Source organism: Luteimonas terrae, assembly GCF_004358165.1.
In the GTDB taxonomy this organism is placed as follows: domain Bacteria; phylum Pseudomonadota; class Gammaproteobacteria; order Xanthomonadales; family Xanthomonadaceae; genus Luteimonas; species Luteimonas terrae.
On the sequence record NZ_SMTG01000002.1, the window covers coordinates 834,858 to 849,596 of the forward strand.

At 69.1% G+C, this 14,739-nt stretch carries 17 protein-coding genes; 8 read left to right on the forward strand and 9 right to left on the reverse strand.

Features of this window, described 5'->3' with window-relative positions; all coding sequences use genetic code 11:
- Positions 1-12: 12 nt before the first annotated feature.
- From E2F49_RS04100 to E2F49_RS04110, 3 genes are all read right to left on the reverse strand, one after another.
- A complete protein-coding gene (locus tag E2F49_RS04100; RefSeq protein ID WP_055248279.1) occupies positions 13-360 on the reverse strand; it encodes a RidA family protein in 348 nt (115 codons plus the stop codon).
- A 64-nt stretch (positions 361-424) separates the two neighbouring features.
- Entirely contained in the window at positions 425-1,465 is a 1,041-nt protein-coding gene (locus tag E2F49_RS04105) for an AI-2E family transporter (RefSeq protein WP_133392724.1), read from the reverse strand.
- 78 nt (positions 1,466-1,543) lie between these two features.
- Entirely contained in the window at positions 1,544-1,807 is a 264-nt protein-coding gene (locus E2F49_RS04110) for a DksA/TraR family C4-type zinc finger protein (protein WP_133392725.1), read from the reverse strand.
- Positions 1,808-1,923: 116 nt separating this feature from the next.
- Here E2F49_RS04110 and E2F49_RS04115 point away from each other — a divergent pair, with 116 nt between their 5' ends.
- Both E2F49_RS04115 and E2F49_RS04120 read left to right on the forward strand, forming a co-directional pair.
- A complete protein-coding gene (locus tag E2F49_RS04115; RefSeq protein ID WP_133392726.1) occupies positions 1,924-2,262 on the forward strand; it encodes a VOC family protein in 339 nt (112 codons plus the stop codon).
- A complete protein-coding gene (locus E2F49_RS04120; RefSeq protein WP_133392727.1) occupies positions 2,263-3,510 on the forward strand; it encodes a TIGR03862 family flavoprotein in 1,248 nt (415 codons plus the stop codon).
- Positions 3,511-3,552: 42 nt separating this feature from the next.
- Here E2F49_RS04120 and E2F49_RS04125 read toward each other — a convergent pair whose 3' ends face one another.
- The 4 genes from E2F49_RS04125 to E2F49_RS04140 all read right to left on the reverse strand — a co-directional run bounded on the left by E2F49_RS04125 (position 3,553) and on the right by E2F49_RS04140 (position 8,413).
- Positions 3,553-4,419, reverse strand: a complete 867-nt coding sequence (locus E2F49_RS04125) for a pseudouridine synthase (RefSeq protein ID WP_208004798.1) — start codon at positions 4,417-4,419, stop codon at positions 3,553-3,555.
- A 27-nt stretch (positions 4,420-4,446) separates the two neighbouring features.
- Positions 4,447-5,304, reverse strand: coding sequence for a PA4780 family RIO1-like protein kinase (locus E2F49_RS04130; RefSeq protein WP_133392729.1), 858 nt, complete (start codon positions 5,302-5,304; stop codon positions 4,447-4,449).
- Positions 5,305-5,389: 85 nt separating this feature from the next.
- Positions 5,390-7,549 carry a S46 family peptidase gene (locus tag E2F49_RS04135; protein ID WP_243713417.1) on the reverse strand — a complete coding sequence of 720 codons (2,160 nt, stop codon included), beginning with the start codon at positions 7,547-7,549 and terminating at the stop codon, positions 5,390-5,392.
- A gap of 312 nt (positions 7,550-7,861) precedes the next feature.
- Positions 7,862-8,413, reverse strand: a complete 552-nt coding sequence (locus tag E2F49_RS04140) for a YaeQ family protein (protein WP_055248295.1) — start codon at positions 8,411-8,413, stop codon at positions 7,862-7,864.
- A 108-nt stretch (positions 8,414-8,521) separates the two neighbouring features.
- On the opposite strand from E2F49_RS04140, the gene E2F49_RS04145 reads away from it, so the two are divergent.
- Genes E2F49_RS04145 through E2F49_RS04155 form a run of 3 tightly spaced genes read left to right on the forward strand, consistent with a single transcriptional unit; the run spans position 8,522 to position 11,642 of the window.
- Positions 8,522-9,370, forward strand: coding sequence for an N-formylglutamate amidohydrolase (locus E2F49_RS04145; RefSeq protein ID WP_165971114.1), 849 nt, complete (start codon positions 8,522-8,524; stop codon positions 9,368-9,370).
- The gene (locus tag E2F49_RS04150) at positions 9,367-10,581 is read left to right on the forward strand and encodes a peptidase MATCAP family protein (protein ID WP_055248299.1); all 1,215 of its coding nucleotides are present in this window, start codon (positions 9,367-9,369) and stop codon (positions 10,579-10,581) included. The genes E2F49_RS04145 and E2F49_RS04150 overlap by 4 nt, the downstream gene beginning before the upstream one ends.
- The gene (locus E2F49_RS04155) at positions 10,578-11,642 is read left to right on the forward strand and encodes an ATP-grasp domain-containing protein (protein ID WP_208004800.1); all 1,065 of its coding nucleotides are present in this window, start codon (positions 10,578-10,580) and stop codon (positions 11,640-11,642) included. Before E2F49_RS04150 ends, E2F49_RS04155 begins: the two co-directional genes overlap by 4 nt.
- A gap of 66 nt (positions 11,643-11,708) precedes the next feature.
- Here the strand turns inward: E2F49_RS04155 and E2F49_RS04160 are convergent, their stop codons facing one another.
- A complete protein-coding gene (locus tag E2F49_RS04160) occupies positions 11,709-12,938 on the reverse strand; it encodes an MFS transporter (protein WP_133392731.1) in 1,230 nt (409 codons plus the stop codon).
- Positions 12,939-13,041: 103 nt separating this feature from the next.
- Here E2F49_RS04160 and E2F49_RS04165 point away from each other — a divergent pair, with 103 nt between their 5' ends.
- Positions 13,042-13,236 (forward strand): CPXCG motif-containing cysteine-rich protein, encoded by a 195-nt coding sequence (locus E2F49_RS04165; RefSeq protein WP_425481330.1) that lies wholly within the window; start codon positions 13,042-13,044, stop codon positions 13,234-13,236.
- Positions 13,237-13,252: 16 nt separating this feature from the next.
- Here E2F49_RS04165 and E2F49_RS04170 read toward each other — a convergent pair whose 3' ends face one another.
- The gene (locus E2F49_RS04170) at positions 13,253-13,459 is read right to left on the reverse strand and encodes a hypothetical protein (RefSeq protein WP_133392732.1); all 207 of its coding nucleotides are present in this window, start codon (positions 13,457-13,459) and stop codon (positions 13,253-13,255) included.
- Between the two features lie 177 nt (positions 13,460-13,636).
- Between E2F49_RS04170 and E2F49_RS04175 the strand changes: the two genes are divergently transcribed.
- Positions 13,637-14,377: a Crp/Fnr family transcriptional regulator gene (locus tag E2F49_RS04175; RefSeq protein ID WP_243713419.1), complete on the forward strand. Its 741-nt coding sequence runs from the start codon at positions 13,637-13,639 to the stop codon at positions 14,375-14,377.
- A 68-nt stretch (positions 14,378-14,445) separates the two neighbouring features.
- Positions 14,446-14,733 (forward strand): DUF3247 family protein, encoded by a 288-nt coding sequence (locus E2F49_RS04180; RefSeq protein WP_133392733.1) that lies wholly within the window; start codon positions 14,446-14,448, stop codon positions 14,731-14,733.
- The last annotated feature ends 6 nt before the right edge of the window (positions 14,734-14,739 follow it).

Sequence of the window (14,739 nt, forward strand, 5' to 3'; positions counted from 1 at the left end):
GCAGCGCCGCGCTCAGGGCAGCGCGGCGGTAACGATGATCTCGATGCGCCAGCCCGGATCGGCCAGGCGTCCCTCGATGGTGGCCCGTGCCGGTCCCTGCCCCGGCACCACCCAGCGGTCCCATTCGGCATTCATGCCGGCGAAGTCGGCGATGTCCGCCAGCACCACCTGCGCCTGCAGGATGCGGGTCTTGTCGGTCCCGGCCTGCGCGAGCAGCGCGTCGATGGCGTCGAGCACTTCGCGCGTCTGCACGCCGATGTCGGCGCCCGTGGTTTCGGGCACCTGCCCCGCGCAGTAGACGACGCCGTTGTGGACGGTGGCCTCGGACATGCGCGGGCCGGCTTCGATGCGCTGGATCATGGGGCGGAACTCCGGACGGGGTTGCCGACCATAGGCAGTGCCGCGCGCGAAGACAACGCCGGCCTCAGTCGCGCTCGCCCGGCACGGCGGTGTCGCCGCCCAGCAGCTCGCGCACGTACAGACGCTTGACCAGCACGTAGACCACGACCGTCAGCGGCGCGGCCAGCAGCAGGCCCACCGCGCCCTGCAGGCTGCCGAAGACCACCAGCGAGAACAACAGCAGCGCAGGCGGCAGTTCGACCGCACGCTGCTGGATCAGCGGCTGCAGCACATTGCTCTCGATCTGCTGCAGCACGACGTAGAGCGCGAAGGTGGCGAACCCCACCTGCGGACTGACCGTGAAACCGAGCAGGATGCCGGGAATGGCGGCGACGATCGGCCCGATGATCGGCACGAAGTCGAGCAGGAACGCGATCAGCGCCAGCGCGAACGCCGCCGGCACGCCGAGCAGCCACAGCCCGATGCCGGTGAGGATGCCCACCACCACCATCGCCACCAGCTGGCCGCCCAGCCACAGGCGCAGCGCACGCCCGCTGGTGTCGAGCGCATCGGCCGCGACCGGCTTGGCCGAGCGCGGCACCAGGTGCAGCAGGCCGTTGCGGTACATGCGCGGCTGCGCGGCGATGTAGATCGCACCGATCAGCACCAGCAACAGGTCGACGGTGCCGCTGGAGACGGTCATCGCGATCGCGCCGGCGCTGGTGACGACTCGGCCGAGGTTGTCGCGGATGGCGTTCAACTGCTCCTGCACCAAACTGCCGATGCTGGTCTCGCCCAGCCATTGCTGGAACTGCGCCCAGGCGCCGGGCAGCGACTCGCTCAGGGTCGACAGCTCGCGCGTGGCCTGCGCGCCGAACATCCACAGCAGCAAGGTCAGGCCGCCGGTCAGCCCGACCAGCACGATCGCCAGTGCAACGCCGTGCGGCACCGGCAGCACGCGCCGCAACAGGTCGGACAGCGACAGCAGCATCGCCGCCACGACGATCGCGCCGAACACGAGCATGAAGACGGGCGTGAGCGCCCAGCACAGCACCAGCACCGCCAGCAGGGCGAGGACGATCAGGCTTTTGCGGGTGAACAGGACGAGGTCCGACGACGCGGGCATGCGGATTCCAGAAGGAGCGGGCCGCGGCGAACGCGGCGCCCCTTGTCCCATATCGTGCGTGCAAGTCCGGTGGAGCGATCAGCGCAGCTGGCTGTCCTTGCTGCCGCGGCGGTTGTAGCCGCTGTGCGCATCGTCGTAGTCCTGCGCCGCCTGGCATTCCACGCACAGGCGCACGCCCGGCACTGCCTTGCGGCGTGCTTCGGGAATCGGTGCATCGCACTCTTCGCAGTGCATCAGGCCCGGGCCTTTGCGCAACTGGCTGCGGGCGCGCTTGATGGCGTCCTCGACCGTCGCGTCGATCTGGTCCTGCACTGCGCCATCGCCAGCCCAACCGGTCGCCATGACGGACTCCTGCATGCGCATTCGCTACGGGCTCGAAGCCTAGCAACGTCGGCGTTGCCGCCGAATCAACGCACGCGCTGGTCATAATGACCGCCATCCCCTGCCGGAGGCGCCCGATGGCCCTGACCCTGCTGCTGCGTTGCACCGATCTCGAACGGACCCGCGCGTTCTACGCATCCCTGCCCGGTTTTTCCGCCGCCGCCTCGAAGGGCGAAACGCTCACCGTCAGCGGTCATGGCGCACGCGTGGTGTTCACCGCGGCCGACCTGTGGCACCGCGCGCCCACGCTCACCGGCACGCTGTATCTCACCGTCGAAGACGTGGAAGCCTGCTTCGCGCAGCTGCAGGGCCGCGTGCCGCAGGCCTGGGCACTGCAGGATATGCCGTATGGCGCCCGCGAGTTCGGCATCGTCGATCCCGACGGCTACGTGCTCGCGTTCCAGCAGGCCGCCTGAGTGCCCGCAGGTGATGCGCCGCGGCTCGCCATCATCGGTGGCGGGCCGGCCGGCCTGTTCGCGGCGGAACGTGCGCGCGCGTCCGGTGTGGACGTGGATCTGTTCGATGCGAAGGGTTCGGTCGGCCGCAAGTTCCTGATCGCCGGCAAGGGCGGCCTGAATCTCACCCACTCCGAGCCGCGCCCCGCGTTCGACGCGCGCTACGGCGCGCGCGACGCGCAGGTCGGGCGCTGGCTCGACGGTTTCGACGCACAGGCGCTGCGCGACTGGGCGGCGGCGCGCGGTGTGCCGACCTTCGTCGGCAGTTCGGGCCGCGTGTTTCCCGAGGATCTCAAGGCCGCGCCGCTGCTGCGCGGCTGGGTGCGGGCTTTGCGCGAGGACGGCGTGCGATTCCATGTGCAGCATCGCTGGAGCGGCTGGGCGCCGGACGGCGCGCTGCGGTTCGAGACACCGGCCGGCGCGGTCGTGCATCGCCCGGACGCATCGCTGTTCGCGCTGGGCGGCGGCAGCTGGCCGGAGCTCGGTTCCGACGGCGCATGGCAGACGACGTTCGCCGCGCGCGGCGTGGAGGTCGCGCCGCTGGTGCCGGCCAACTGCGGCTTCGACATCGGCTGGAGCGAACATCTGTCGCAGCGACATGCCGGTGCGCCGCTCAAGCCCGTCGTGCTGCACTGGGACGACCTGGACGGTCGCGCGCATGCGCTGCAGGGCGAATGCGTGCTGACCGCGACCGGCATCGAAGGCAGCGCGATCTATGCGATCTCCGGCACCCTGCGCGACCGCATCGCGCGCGACGGACACGTGCTGCTGCACCTCGACCTCGCTCCGGGGCGCGACGGTGCCCGCCTGCAGGCCGAACTCGAGCGTCCGCGCGGACGTCGCAGCGTCGGTGAGCATCTGCGCCGCGCGACCGGCCTCGACGCCGCGAAATCCGCGCTGCTGTTCGAAGTGCTGCCGCGCGAGGCCTTCGCGTCACCGGCGCGCATTGCGCTGGCCATCAAGCGGCTGCCGTTGCGCCTGGTCGCGCCGAGGCCCATTGCCGAGGCGATCAGCAGCGCGGGCGGCGTGCGTCTGGAGGCGACCGACGATGCGCTGATGTTGCGTGCCCTGCCCGGTACCTTCGTCGCCGGCGAAATGCTCGACTGGGAAGCGCCGACCGGCGGCTATCTGCTGACCGCGTGCTATGCGAGCGCGGCGATCGCGGCCGATGGCGCAATCGCATGGCTGCGGGCGCAACGCGGGACATAGCGTCCCCGGGCGCTTCGGCATCCGCGCCGCGCCGGCGCCACGTCAGACCTCCGGCAATGTCTGCGCCGATTCGAAACGACGGCGACGGCCGTCGAGCGGGTCGTCGAACGCCAGCGCCTTCGCCAGCAGCTGCAGAGGCGCTTCGTCCGAACGCGCCTGCAGCGCTGGATACCACGGATCGTGCAGGATCGGCGCGCCCAAGGCGGCCATGTGCACGCGCAGCTGGTGCTTGCGGCCGCTGACCGGGGAAAGCGCGTAGCGCCAGCGCTGCGCGCCGCGTTCGAGCACATCTACGTGGGTTTCGCTGTTCGGCGTGCCCTCGACTTCGCGCATGCGGAAGAATGGCTCGCCGCGTTCGATGCGGCTGCGCCGCACCAGCGGAAAGGTCACGTCGGGCAGCGGTGGTGCCAGTGCCTCGTAGGTCTTTTCGATACGCGATTCGCGGAACAGCGCCTGGTAGACCGCGCGTGTCGCCGGCTGCGCGGAAAACAGCACCAGTCCGGCAGTGCCACGATCGATGCGGTGCAGGGGCACGAGATCGTGGTTGCCGAGCGTTGCCACCAGGCGCGTCAGCAGGGTCTGGGTGACGAAGGCACCGGTCGGCGCGACCGGCAGACCATGCGGCTTGTCGGCGACGACGAGATGCGCGTCGACGTGGAGAATGCGCTCGACGGCCGCGATGACGGGTTCGTCGACCACCTCGCGGTAGTAACCGATCTCCGCGCCGAGTCGGTACGGCGTCTCCAGCGCGATCGCGACGCCGCCCGCATCGAGCACGCGACCGCGCGCGATCCGGTCGCGCCACATCGCCTCCGGTACCTGCGGGAAGTGCGCGACCAGCGCCTGCAACACCGTGGCCCACGGGCCGGGCGGCAACTGCAGCCTGCTGGCTGCGACGCCGTCGCGCATCGGGAACCGGGGCCGGGCCATCGCAGGTCAGTCCGCCGCGTCGGCCTCGTCGCGGCCCTGCTGGCGGATGATCGCAGTCTGCCGCGCGTCCTCGATCGACCACAGCACACCGCGTGTGTCGGCCTTGCGCGTGTCGAACATGAAGCGGCCGCTCAGCGGCGTGTCGGCCTGCAGGTCACCGGCCTCGTAGAGCTTCCACATCTCCTCGCCGTAATGCGTGTCGGCGAGCTCGGGCGCGAAGCGCGCCAGCGTGTCGCGGATGTTGTGCACGTCACGCAGCAGCATGTCGCGCGCGTTGTTGTTGCCGGCGGCGCTGACGACCTGCGGAAAGTCGATGAGCACCGGGCCATCGGGCGCCGCCAGCACGTTGTATTCGGACAGGTCGCCGTGGACCATGCCCAGCACCAGCATCCGCGCAACGTCGCGCACCAGCATCGCGTGCCACGCGCGCGCCTTGTCCGGTTCGAGTTCCACTTCGCCCAGGCGCGGCGCGCTGAAGCCCTCGGCGTCGGTGACCAGATCCATCAGCAGCACGCCGTGGAAGAAGCCGTAGGGACGCGGCACGCGCACGCCCGCGTCGAACAGGGCGTAGAGCGCGTCGACCTCGGTGGTCTTCCACGCGGCTTCCTGCTCGCGGCGGCCGAACTTCGTGGCCTTGCCCATCGCCCGCTGCTCGCGGCTGCCGCGGACCTTGCGCCCCTCCTGGTACTGCACGCGCGCCTGGAAGCTGCGCTGGGCCATGTCCTTGTAGACCTTGGCGCAGCGCACCGCCTCGCCGCAGCGCACGACGTAGACCGAGGCTTCCTTGCCGCTCTTGAGCGGACGCAGGACGGCATCGACGATGCCGTCCTCGATCAGTGGCTGCAGTCCCTGCGGGATCTTCATGCGTGGTGATGCGCGTTGGTCGGGGCCGCGCATTGTGCGGCCTTGACCGGCCAGGCGTCCGAACGGCGCCCGACCGGCGGGACGATCAGCGCGCCGGAACGCCCATTTCCTCCAGCAGCGCCGGCGCCGGATAGACCTTGTCCATCAGCCAGCGCATGTAGCGCATGTCGACGTGGATGGCGCGCTTGTAGCGCGGGTCGAACCACCAGCTGGCGCTGACCGACTCCCAGTTGCTGTCGAAGTTCAGGCCCACCAGCTCGCCGCGCGCGTTGAGCACGGGCGAGCCGGAATTGCCGCCGGTCGTGTCGAGATTGGTCAGGAAGTTCACCGGCTGGGTCTTCAGCGAGGCTTCGTCGGTGCCGGCGAAATCGCCACGCGCGATCGCGTCGAGCAGCGGCTGCGGCGCGTCGAACGGCACCTGCCCGGTGTGCTTCTCGACGATGCCGGCCACGGTCGTCACCGGCGCGTAGGCCACCGCGTCGCGCGGCGCCAGCGCCTCGACCTTGCCGTAGCTCACGCGCAGCGTGCCGTTGGCGTCCGGATACACCGCCCGTCCCTGCTGCGCGCGCCACGCGAACAGGGCGCGCATGTAGGCCGGGCGCAGGCGCAGCTGCTCGCCTTCGCGGGTCTTGCGGGCATCTTCGGCGTCGAGCTGGGCGGCGACGATCTGCGCGGCCAGCGCGAGGAGCGGGTCGCTTGCGAGCGGTTGGCCTTCGCGTGCCTGCGCGAAGCGCGACAGCCGTTCGGCTTCAGTGCCCAGCCGGGTGCCGGAATAGACGGTCTGCAGCGCCTTGGCCAGCGAATCGGGCGTGCGGCCGAACGCGGCGTCGAAGGCCGGCAGGCGCTGGGCGTCGGGCAGCTGCTGGTAACGCGAAACCAGCACCTGCAGCAGCGCCTGTTCGGCAGCCGGCGCGTAGCGGCGCTGCACCTGACGCAGCACGCCCTCGATCAGTGCGTGGTCACGCCGCTGATACCCGGTTTCGCGCAGGGCGTCGTCGGGCTTGGCCGATTCGATGCGCAGCCGCTCGAGGAGCAGTGCCGAGCGCAGCAGCTGGGTCTGGCTGGCAACCAGCGTCAGCAGCTGGTCGCGCACGGCGGCTGCGTCGGCCTGGCCGAGGATGGCCCGCAGTTCGGCGATGCCGGCGGCATCCTCGCCGGTCGTGGCGGCGAGCATCGCGGCCTCGTCCTCGCCGCGCAGGCGTAGCGCGTCGCTGCGCAGCAGGCCTTCGAGCTCGCCGGCGGCACGCTTGCGGTTGTTCTTCAGCGACTGCAGCTGCGAGGCGTAGCGCGTGCGGATGTCGGCATCGTCCGCGCCCGCGGACTCGACCGCGTCGATCAGCGCATCGAACACCGCGACACGTTGCGGCAGCACGCGATTGACTTGGGCGTCGAACTCGGCGGCGGTGCGATGGCGGAAGGTGGTGCCGGGATAGCCGGCCAGCATCGCGTAGTCGCCCGCATGCAGACCGCTGCGCGCGACCTGCAGATGCGCCGGCGGGGCGTACGGCACGTTGTCGGTGCTGTAATCGGCGGGCTTGCCGTCGCGGCCGACGTAGGCGCGCAGCAGGGTGAAATCGCCGGTGTGGCGGGGCCACATGAAGTTGTCGATCTCGTCGCCGTAGTTGCCGATCGCGCGCGGCGGCGCGTAGACCAGACGGACGTCGCGCAGCTCCAGCTGGCGGATGCGATAGAAGTCGGTGCCGTAGTACATGTTGGCGACGCTGCAGCGCACGTCGCCGCCCTGCTCGCACTCGGCGACGATGCGCTTGGACGCGGCATCGACCGCATCGAAGTACGCGCGCCCGGTCTTGCCGCGCGCATCGGACAGCACCTCGTCGGTCACCTTGTCGAAGCCGACGGTCACCAGCACGCGGAAGTCGGGATTCGACGGGCGCTCGTCGCCACGGCCATCGGCGATGAAACCACCGTCGATGATGTTGCGTTCGGCGCTGCTGTTGTACTGGATCACGCCGTAGGCGACGTGGTGGTTGGTCAGCAGCAGGCCGTCCGGGCTGACGAAGGCGCCGGTGCCGCCGCCGACCTTGACCACCGCACTGAGCGGCGGCGCGGTGACATCGGCCAGGGCCTCTGCCCGTCCACGGAACCCCGCCTCGCGCATTGGCTTGGCGATGTCGGGCAGCTGGGTCGGCATCCACATGCCCTCGTCGGCATGCGTGGTGGCGGACAGGGCGAGACCGGCCGCGAGCGCGGCGACGACGGGACGGCGGAACGTTCGGGTGGACATGCGGCAACCGGTGCGACGGGAACAGCCCGCGACCCTAGCCGGCAAGCGCAGTCGGGGCAACGGCCACAGGTCACGCGGGTCCACGCCGTCCTTCGCGCATCCGTGGGCTTGAAGCCCTCCCCCGCTTGCGGGGGAGAGTTGAGTGGGGGCGAACTTTGCAGGCCGTCGCATCGCCCGATGTGTGCAGATGCGCCTGCGCGATTGCATTGCGCCTGCTGCCCTGACTTTCCACATGTCGCGGCCCCCATCCCGGCCTTCCCCCGCAAGCAGGGGAAGGGGCGGTTCATCGCGACGGCAAACTCACAGCGCGCTTCAACTCTGCGCCGGTCGCATCCGCCAGCCTGGCGTCATCGCGATCGTCGCCGACTCGCTCATCAGCTGCAGTTCGCCGTCCTGGATCATCGCGGTCAGGCGCATGCTTCGCTGCAGCAGCGTGACCGCCGCTTCGATCGAATCGGGATCGAGATCCACGACGGTCAGGTTCTTGAGGCGGCCGAGCGCATTGGCGTTCTTGTCCCACCAGATCGCCGCCGCGTTGCCGCTGTAGTTCACCACCACGACCTGGCGCGCACGGCTGCTGGCCTTGCGGATGCGGCTCTCGTCGGGCTGGCCGAGATCGATCCACAGTTCGATGTCGCCGGTGTAGTCGCGCAGGCACAGGTCCGGCTCGTCCTCGTTGCTCAGGCCGCGGCCGAACTCCAGGCGTTCCTGCGCGAACAGCGCGAATGCGATCAGCCGCGCCATCAACCGGTTCTCGGTTTCGGACGGATGCTGGGCCAGCACCAGATCGTGGGTGGCGTAGTAGTGCCGGTCGAGATCGCTGACCTGCAGTTCGGCTTTGTAGATGGTGGCCTTGGGCGACATGGCGGGAGCCGGCGCGGGAAAGGCGGCGATTGTAGGTTAACCATGCGTCAACGCACTGCGCCGCGGCGGTCACAGCCGCATCATTCGGCCGCTGCAAGCATGTGCGCCATGCCAGATCCACGACGTCCCGCCCCTGCCGCCCTCCTCTCCGATACCCATCCGCCCACGCTCCTCGCGCGTGTCGACGCATGGGACCTGGCCGTCTCCGATGGCCCGGTGATCGCCACCGCCATCCACGACGGACATGCGCTGCGTCCGTCTCTGCGCGAACGCGTGAAGCTCGACGACGACGCGCGCTTCCGCGAGGAAGACCCGCTGACCAGCCTGCTCGCCCAAGTGGGTGATGCACGCCTGCGGGTGCGGCAGTCCCGGTTCGAAGTCGATCTCAACCGCCCGCGTGCCGAGGCGATCTACACCGGCCCGGAGGCCTGCTGGGGTCTGGATGTCTGGAAGACGCCGCTCGACGATGCGGAACGTGCGATCTCGCTCGAACTCTACGACCGCTTCTACGACATGGTCGGAGAACTGATCGACCGGACCGTGGCGCGCTGGGGCAGCGTGCTGCTGGTCGACATCCACAGCTACAACCACCGCCGCGACGGCGCGGACGCGGCACCCTCGTCGCAGGACGACAATCCCGACATCGAGCTGGGCATTACCACGCTGGATCCGGACCGGTGGGGCGACACCGCGAAGCGTTTCGCCAATGTGCTGCGCCGGCATCCCGTGCGTGGCGCCCTGCCCGACGTGCGCTGCAACGTGCGCTTCCCGAGCGGCGGACATTTCCCCGAGTGGGTCTATGCGCACTGGGGCGACAAGGTCTGCACGATCTCGCCCGAGTACAAGAAGATCTTCATGGACGAATGGAGCGGGCGGGCGGATATTCCCGCGCTGTACGCATTGCGCGATGGCCTGCAGCACGCGGTGGATGCGGTCCGTCCGGAGTTCCTGCGTTGAGCGCCGCCGTGCGCGAACGCCCGGTCGCCAAGCCACTGCCCCCGGTCGCCGAACGGGTCGATGCGAGCCTGGCCGCGCTGGACGCGCGTCTGGACTGGCTGCTGGCCCTGTCGCCGGTCGACGGTGTGGGACTGTGGAAAGCTTTCGATGCGTCGGGCCGGCGCGACGAACCGGTCCTGCGCTACGTCGATCTCGACGCGGATCTGCCGGCCACGCGCGCCGCGCTCGACGCCCTGCCGATCGCGGACATCGAGTCGCCCGCGCTGCAGGCCCTACTCGCCGAAAAACAGCGCGAGCTCGGCCGCATGATCGACCTGGTCGAACAGCGCGACCGCCCCGGTTTCGTCGATGCCAGCGTGGCGCTGTTCGGCGCGATCGAGCCCGAGCTGCTCGCACTGGCCGAGCGCATCCTCGGCACCGTCGGCGTCAGCGAGCCGTTGCCCGCGGACTGCGGCATCGAGGTGGTGCGCCAGGCGGTCGATGCGGAAATCGAGTGGTATCGCGCGCAGGCGCCCGATTTCCACATCGACGTGGTCGTCGATACCGACATCAGTTCGATGCTGATGGTCTCGCACGGCACGTTCTACATCGACGGCAACATCCGCCTGCCCGCCGCGCGCGTGCAGCCGCTGATCCAGCACGAGATCGGCACGCACGTCGTCACCCGCCACAACGGCCGGCAGCAGGCGCTGCGCCAGCTGGAAGTCGGACTGGCGCACTACGACCCGATGCAGGAAGGTCTGGGCGTGCTCGGCGAGTACCTGTCGGGCTATCTGCCCGGCGAGCGCCTGCGCATCCTCGCCGCGCGTGTGGTCGCCACCGAAATGGCGGCGCGCGGCGAGTGCCTGCCTGAAATCTTCGCCTGTCTGCACGAAGCGCATGAGTTGGCCACCGACGACGCCTTCGATGTCGCGGTGCGCGCGCGGCGCGGCGGTGGCCTGACCAAGGATGCGGTCTACCTGCGCGGCATCCGCGATCTGCTGGCCTATCTCGCGGCGGGCGGCGAGTTCGACGCACTGTTCCTCGGCAAGTTCGCGCTGCCGCAACTCGAACTGCTGGATGCGCTGGTCGACGACGGCTGGATCGTGCCGCCGGACCTGCTGCCGCGCTATGCCTGCGCCCCCGATTTCCACACGCGACTCGATGCATGCCGGCGCACGCCGGTCGAGCGCCTCTACCAGACCCACCGCCCCCCGGAGCACTGTGCATGACCGATGGCTCTTCCCTGCGTATCGGCTTCGTCGTCAACGACGTCGCCACCGAGCAGGACAACTACACCACCATCCGTCTCGCACGGCGCGCGTTGGCACGTGGCCATGAGGTCGCACTGATCGGTCTGGCCGACTTCACCTACGACGCCGACGGTACCGTGCGCGCCTGCGCGCACATGCCCTGCGAGACCGACTACGCGGACGATGCGGCGCTGCTGGCGGATCTGCAGTCGGAAGAATGCCCGACCGAGCGCATCTCGGTGGACGACCTCGACGTGCTGATGCTGCGCAGCGATCCCGCAGACGAGATGGTCGAGCGGCCGTGGGCACCCGGCAGCGGCCTGCTGTTCGCCCAGCTCAGCGCGCTCAAGCGCGCGCTCGTGGTCAACGATCCAACCCATCTCACCGATGCGTCGAACAAGACCTATTTCCAGCATTTCCCCGAGATCGTCCGTCCGGTGACCTGCATCAGCCGGGATCCCGAGGAGATCAAGGCCTTCATCACCGCACGCGAGGGCTACGGCGTCATCAAACCGTTGCAGGGGTCCGGCGGCCAGGGCGTATTCGTGGTGACGCCCGAAAGCGGCGGCAACCTCAACCAGATGATCGACGCGGTGCTGCGCGACGGTTACGCGATCGCGCAGGAGTACCTGCCCAAGGCCAAGGACGGCGACCTGCGCCTGCTGATGCTCAACGGCCGCCCGCTCGAAGTCGACGGCACCTACGCCTGCATCCGTCGCTACAACGACAGTGGCGATGCCCGCAGCAACATCAGCGCCGGTGGCAAGTACGAGATGGCCGTGCCGGATGCCGATGCGCTGCGACTGGCCGAACTCGTCGCACCGAAGCTGATCCGCGACGGCATGTACTTCGTCGGCCTCGACATCGTGGGCGACAAGCTGATGGAAGTGAACGTCGACACGCCCGGCGGCATCAACATGCTCGAGGAACTGACGGGCCTGGATTTCTCCGGTCGCATTCTCGAAGACCTCGAGCGCAAGCTGCGCCTGCGCAGGCATTACGGCAAGACGCTCGGCAACGTCGAACTCGCGATGCTCTGACGGGTCGTCTTCGCGAGGGTGCCGGGCCGGAGATCCGCCCGGCACCACGCATCGGCGCCTTCGCGCTCAATCGCCTGCGGGATGGTCCGCGGGCGCGACGCGCGATCGGTCGTCCGGCGCATGCCGGCGCAGGTGCAGCGCCGCGAACCACGCGACTGCCAGCAGGCCGAGTGCGAGCGACGCCAGCGCCGGCCAGCCGCCGTGTTCCCAGAACCAGCCGCTGCATGCGCCCACCACGCTGGCGCCGAGGTAGTACGACAGCAGATACAGCGACGCGGCATGGCTGCGATGCGTGCCGCCGAGCCGGCCCACCCAGGTGCTGGCCGAGGCGTGCGCGACGAAGAAGCCGATGGTTAATACGGCCACGCCAGACACGATCAGCCACAGATGGTGTGCCAGCGTCAGGGCCACGCCGATCATCGCCACCCCCACGCCCGCGAGCACCACCGGGCCACGACCGAACCGGTCCGAGGCGCCGCCGGCGATCGACGAACTGGCGATGCCGAACACGTAGGCGCTGAAGATCCAGCCGATCTGCGAGGGGCCCAGCCCGAATTCCGGACCGCCGAGCCGGAAGCCCAGATAGTTGTAGACGCTGACGAACACGCCCATCACCAAGAACGGCACCGAGAACAGCCACGGCAGGTGCGGATCGCGCAGCTGGTCGCGCCAGGCCCGCAGATGAAAGGCGAGCGAGACGCCGCGACGACGCACGAAATGTCGCGACGGCGGCAGCAGCCAAAGAAAGGCCAGCGCGAGCAACAGATCGAAGAGCCCCAAGGTCATCAGCGCATGCCGCCATGTCATCCACTCGCCCAGCAGGCTGACGCCCAGCCGCCCGGTCATGCCGCCGAAGGCGTTGCCGGCGACGTACAGACCGACCGCGGCGCCGAGCCGCTGGGGCGGCAGTTCTTCGGCGAGGTACACCATCGCCACTGCCGGCACACCGCCGAGCGCGATGCCCGCGAGCGCGCGCACTGCGACCAGCGCGTTCCACTGCGGCAGCATCGCCGCCAACAGCGTCAGCAAAGCGGCCAGCGCCATCGAGCCGAACATCAGGCCGCGCCGTCCCAGCGAATCGGACACCGCGCCGGCGCAGAAGATCGACACCGCCAACCCGAATGTCGCCAGCGAAAGCGGCAGCGAACTCTCCGCGGGCCCGACGCCGAATTCGCGCGCGAACTCCGGCAGCAGCGGTTGCACGCCGTAAAGCAGCGAGAATGTGGCGAAACCGGCGAGGAACAGCGCCAGCCGGATGCGGCCGGGGCGCAAGGGCGCCGGCGGAAGCGTGGACATCGGAACGGCACAACGACGCGGGGCCGCCAGTATCGGCGGCGCGTGCGATGCGGCCAACCGTTGGCGCGGAACACTGTCGATCACGGGCCATGGACCGGGTGCGGTGCAGCCTGACGGCATGCAGGATCTGGCGACACTGCGCTGCCCCTGGTGCGGCGAACGCTTCGAGACACTGGTCGACGCCAGTGCGGGCGATGCCGACTACGTCGAGGACTGCCAGGTGTGCTGCCGTCCGATCGAAATGCAGCTGTCGGTGGTCGACGACGGCTTCCGGCTCGACGCCGATCGCGAAAGCTGAACGGGTTCCGACGGATTCACGTGCCGTCCGGATCGACCGGGGCAAGCTCCCAAAACGTTTTCACCAGCGACGCGACGTCGTCCCAATCCAGTGCGGGATTACGGCGCAAGCGCAGCCAGCCGGCACGCAATTCCGGCTCGCACTCGACCCACGCCCGGTGCCCCAGATAGTCACGGGACATCTGGCCGTAGACCCGGCACAACTCCACGTCGTCTGCGTTCACTGCGGTCCCTGTGCGATGCCCTGATCGGACGCGTGCGATCCGTGCGCACGCGACGACAGCTTGGGAACGCAGCTTCTTCACGGTCTGTTCGGTGGCGCACGCAGCTGTTCAGCTGTATGCGCGCTGCCGCACATACGCAACCGCATTCAGTCGGGAGAATTCATGCTCGTTCAGCCGATGGATCTTTCGCCCAGCATGAAGAAGAACGCGCCGTGGGCGCCGCTCAATGGACTGCTGCAGGATCTGCCCGAGGAGGTCTGCGACCGCCTCGACGACGAGCTCCAGCTCGTCGACATGCCCGCTGGCAAGGTGCTGCACGACGCCAATGTGGCCCAGACCACGCTGTACTTTCCGCGCGAAGGCATCGTATCGCTGATGTACGCGCTCGAGAGTGGCGACACGAGCGAGTTCGCGATGGTCGGCAACGAGGGCGTGGTCGGCGTGGGTCTGTTGAACGGTGCGCGCAGCGTGCCGACGCGGGCGGTGGTCAAGGTCAGCGGTGAAGCGCTGGCGATGCGCGGCGAGTTCGCCGTGCGCGAGTTCCAGCGTGGCGGCGCGTTCCAGCAGATCCTGCTGCGCTACATCCAGGCGTTGCTGACGCAGACTGCCATGACCGGTGTCTGCAACCGGCACCACACCGTCGACAAGCAGCTTTCGCGCTGGCTGCTGCTGGTCAACGACCGCGTGGGTTCGGTCGAGATCAAGATGACGCAGGAACAGATCGCCCACCTGCTGGGCGTGCGCCGCGAAGGCATCACCGAGGCGGCGCGCAAGCTGCAGGAAGAAGGCTGCATCCGCTACAGCCGCGGTGTGATCCAGGTGCTCGACCGCGACTGCCTGCTGGCACGTTCGTGCGAGTGCTACGGCGTGGTGCGCACCGAGTACGACCGGCTGTTGCGCCCCGCGCTCGAAGGCTGAGCGCGCCGCGCTCACTCCGCGTTTTCACGGGCCGCCACACACTGGCGCGCCCGCCTCCGGAGACGCCCATGAGCCAGTTGCCGCCCCGCATCCACCGCGACCGTGACGAGGTCGCCGTGATCGAGGACCGGATCCTCCATCTCCACGACGAGGCCCGCATGCGCCTGACGCTGCGCGACGGCAGCGTGGTCGCCGGCACCGTTTCGGTGCGCCCGACCATCGAGACTTTCCGCGATGCGGAAGGCGAAGAGGGGCACAACGCGCTGCTGCGGCTGGACGATCTCGATGATCCGGCAGTACCGCACTATGTGTGGGTGGGCGAGATCGTCGAAATGGAGCGGCTCGGGACGTCCTGACGACCG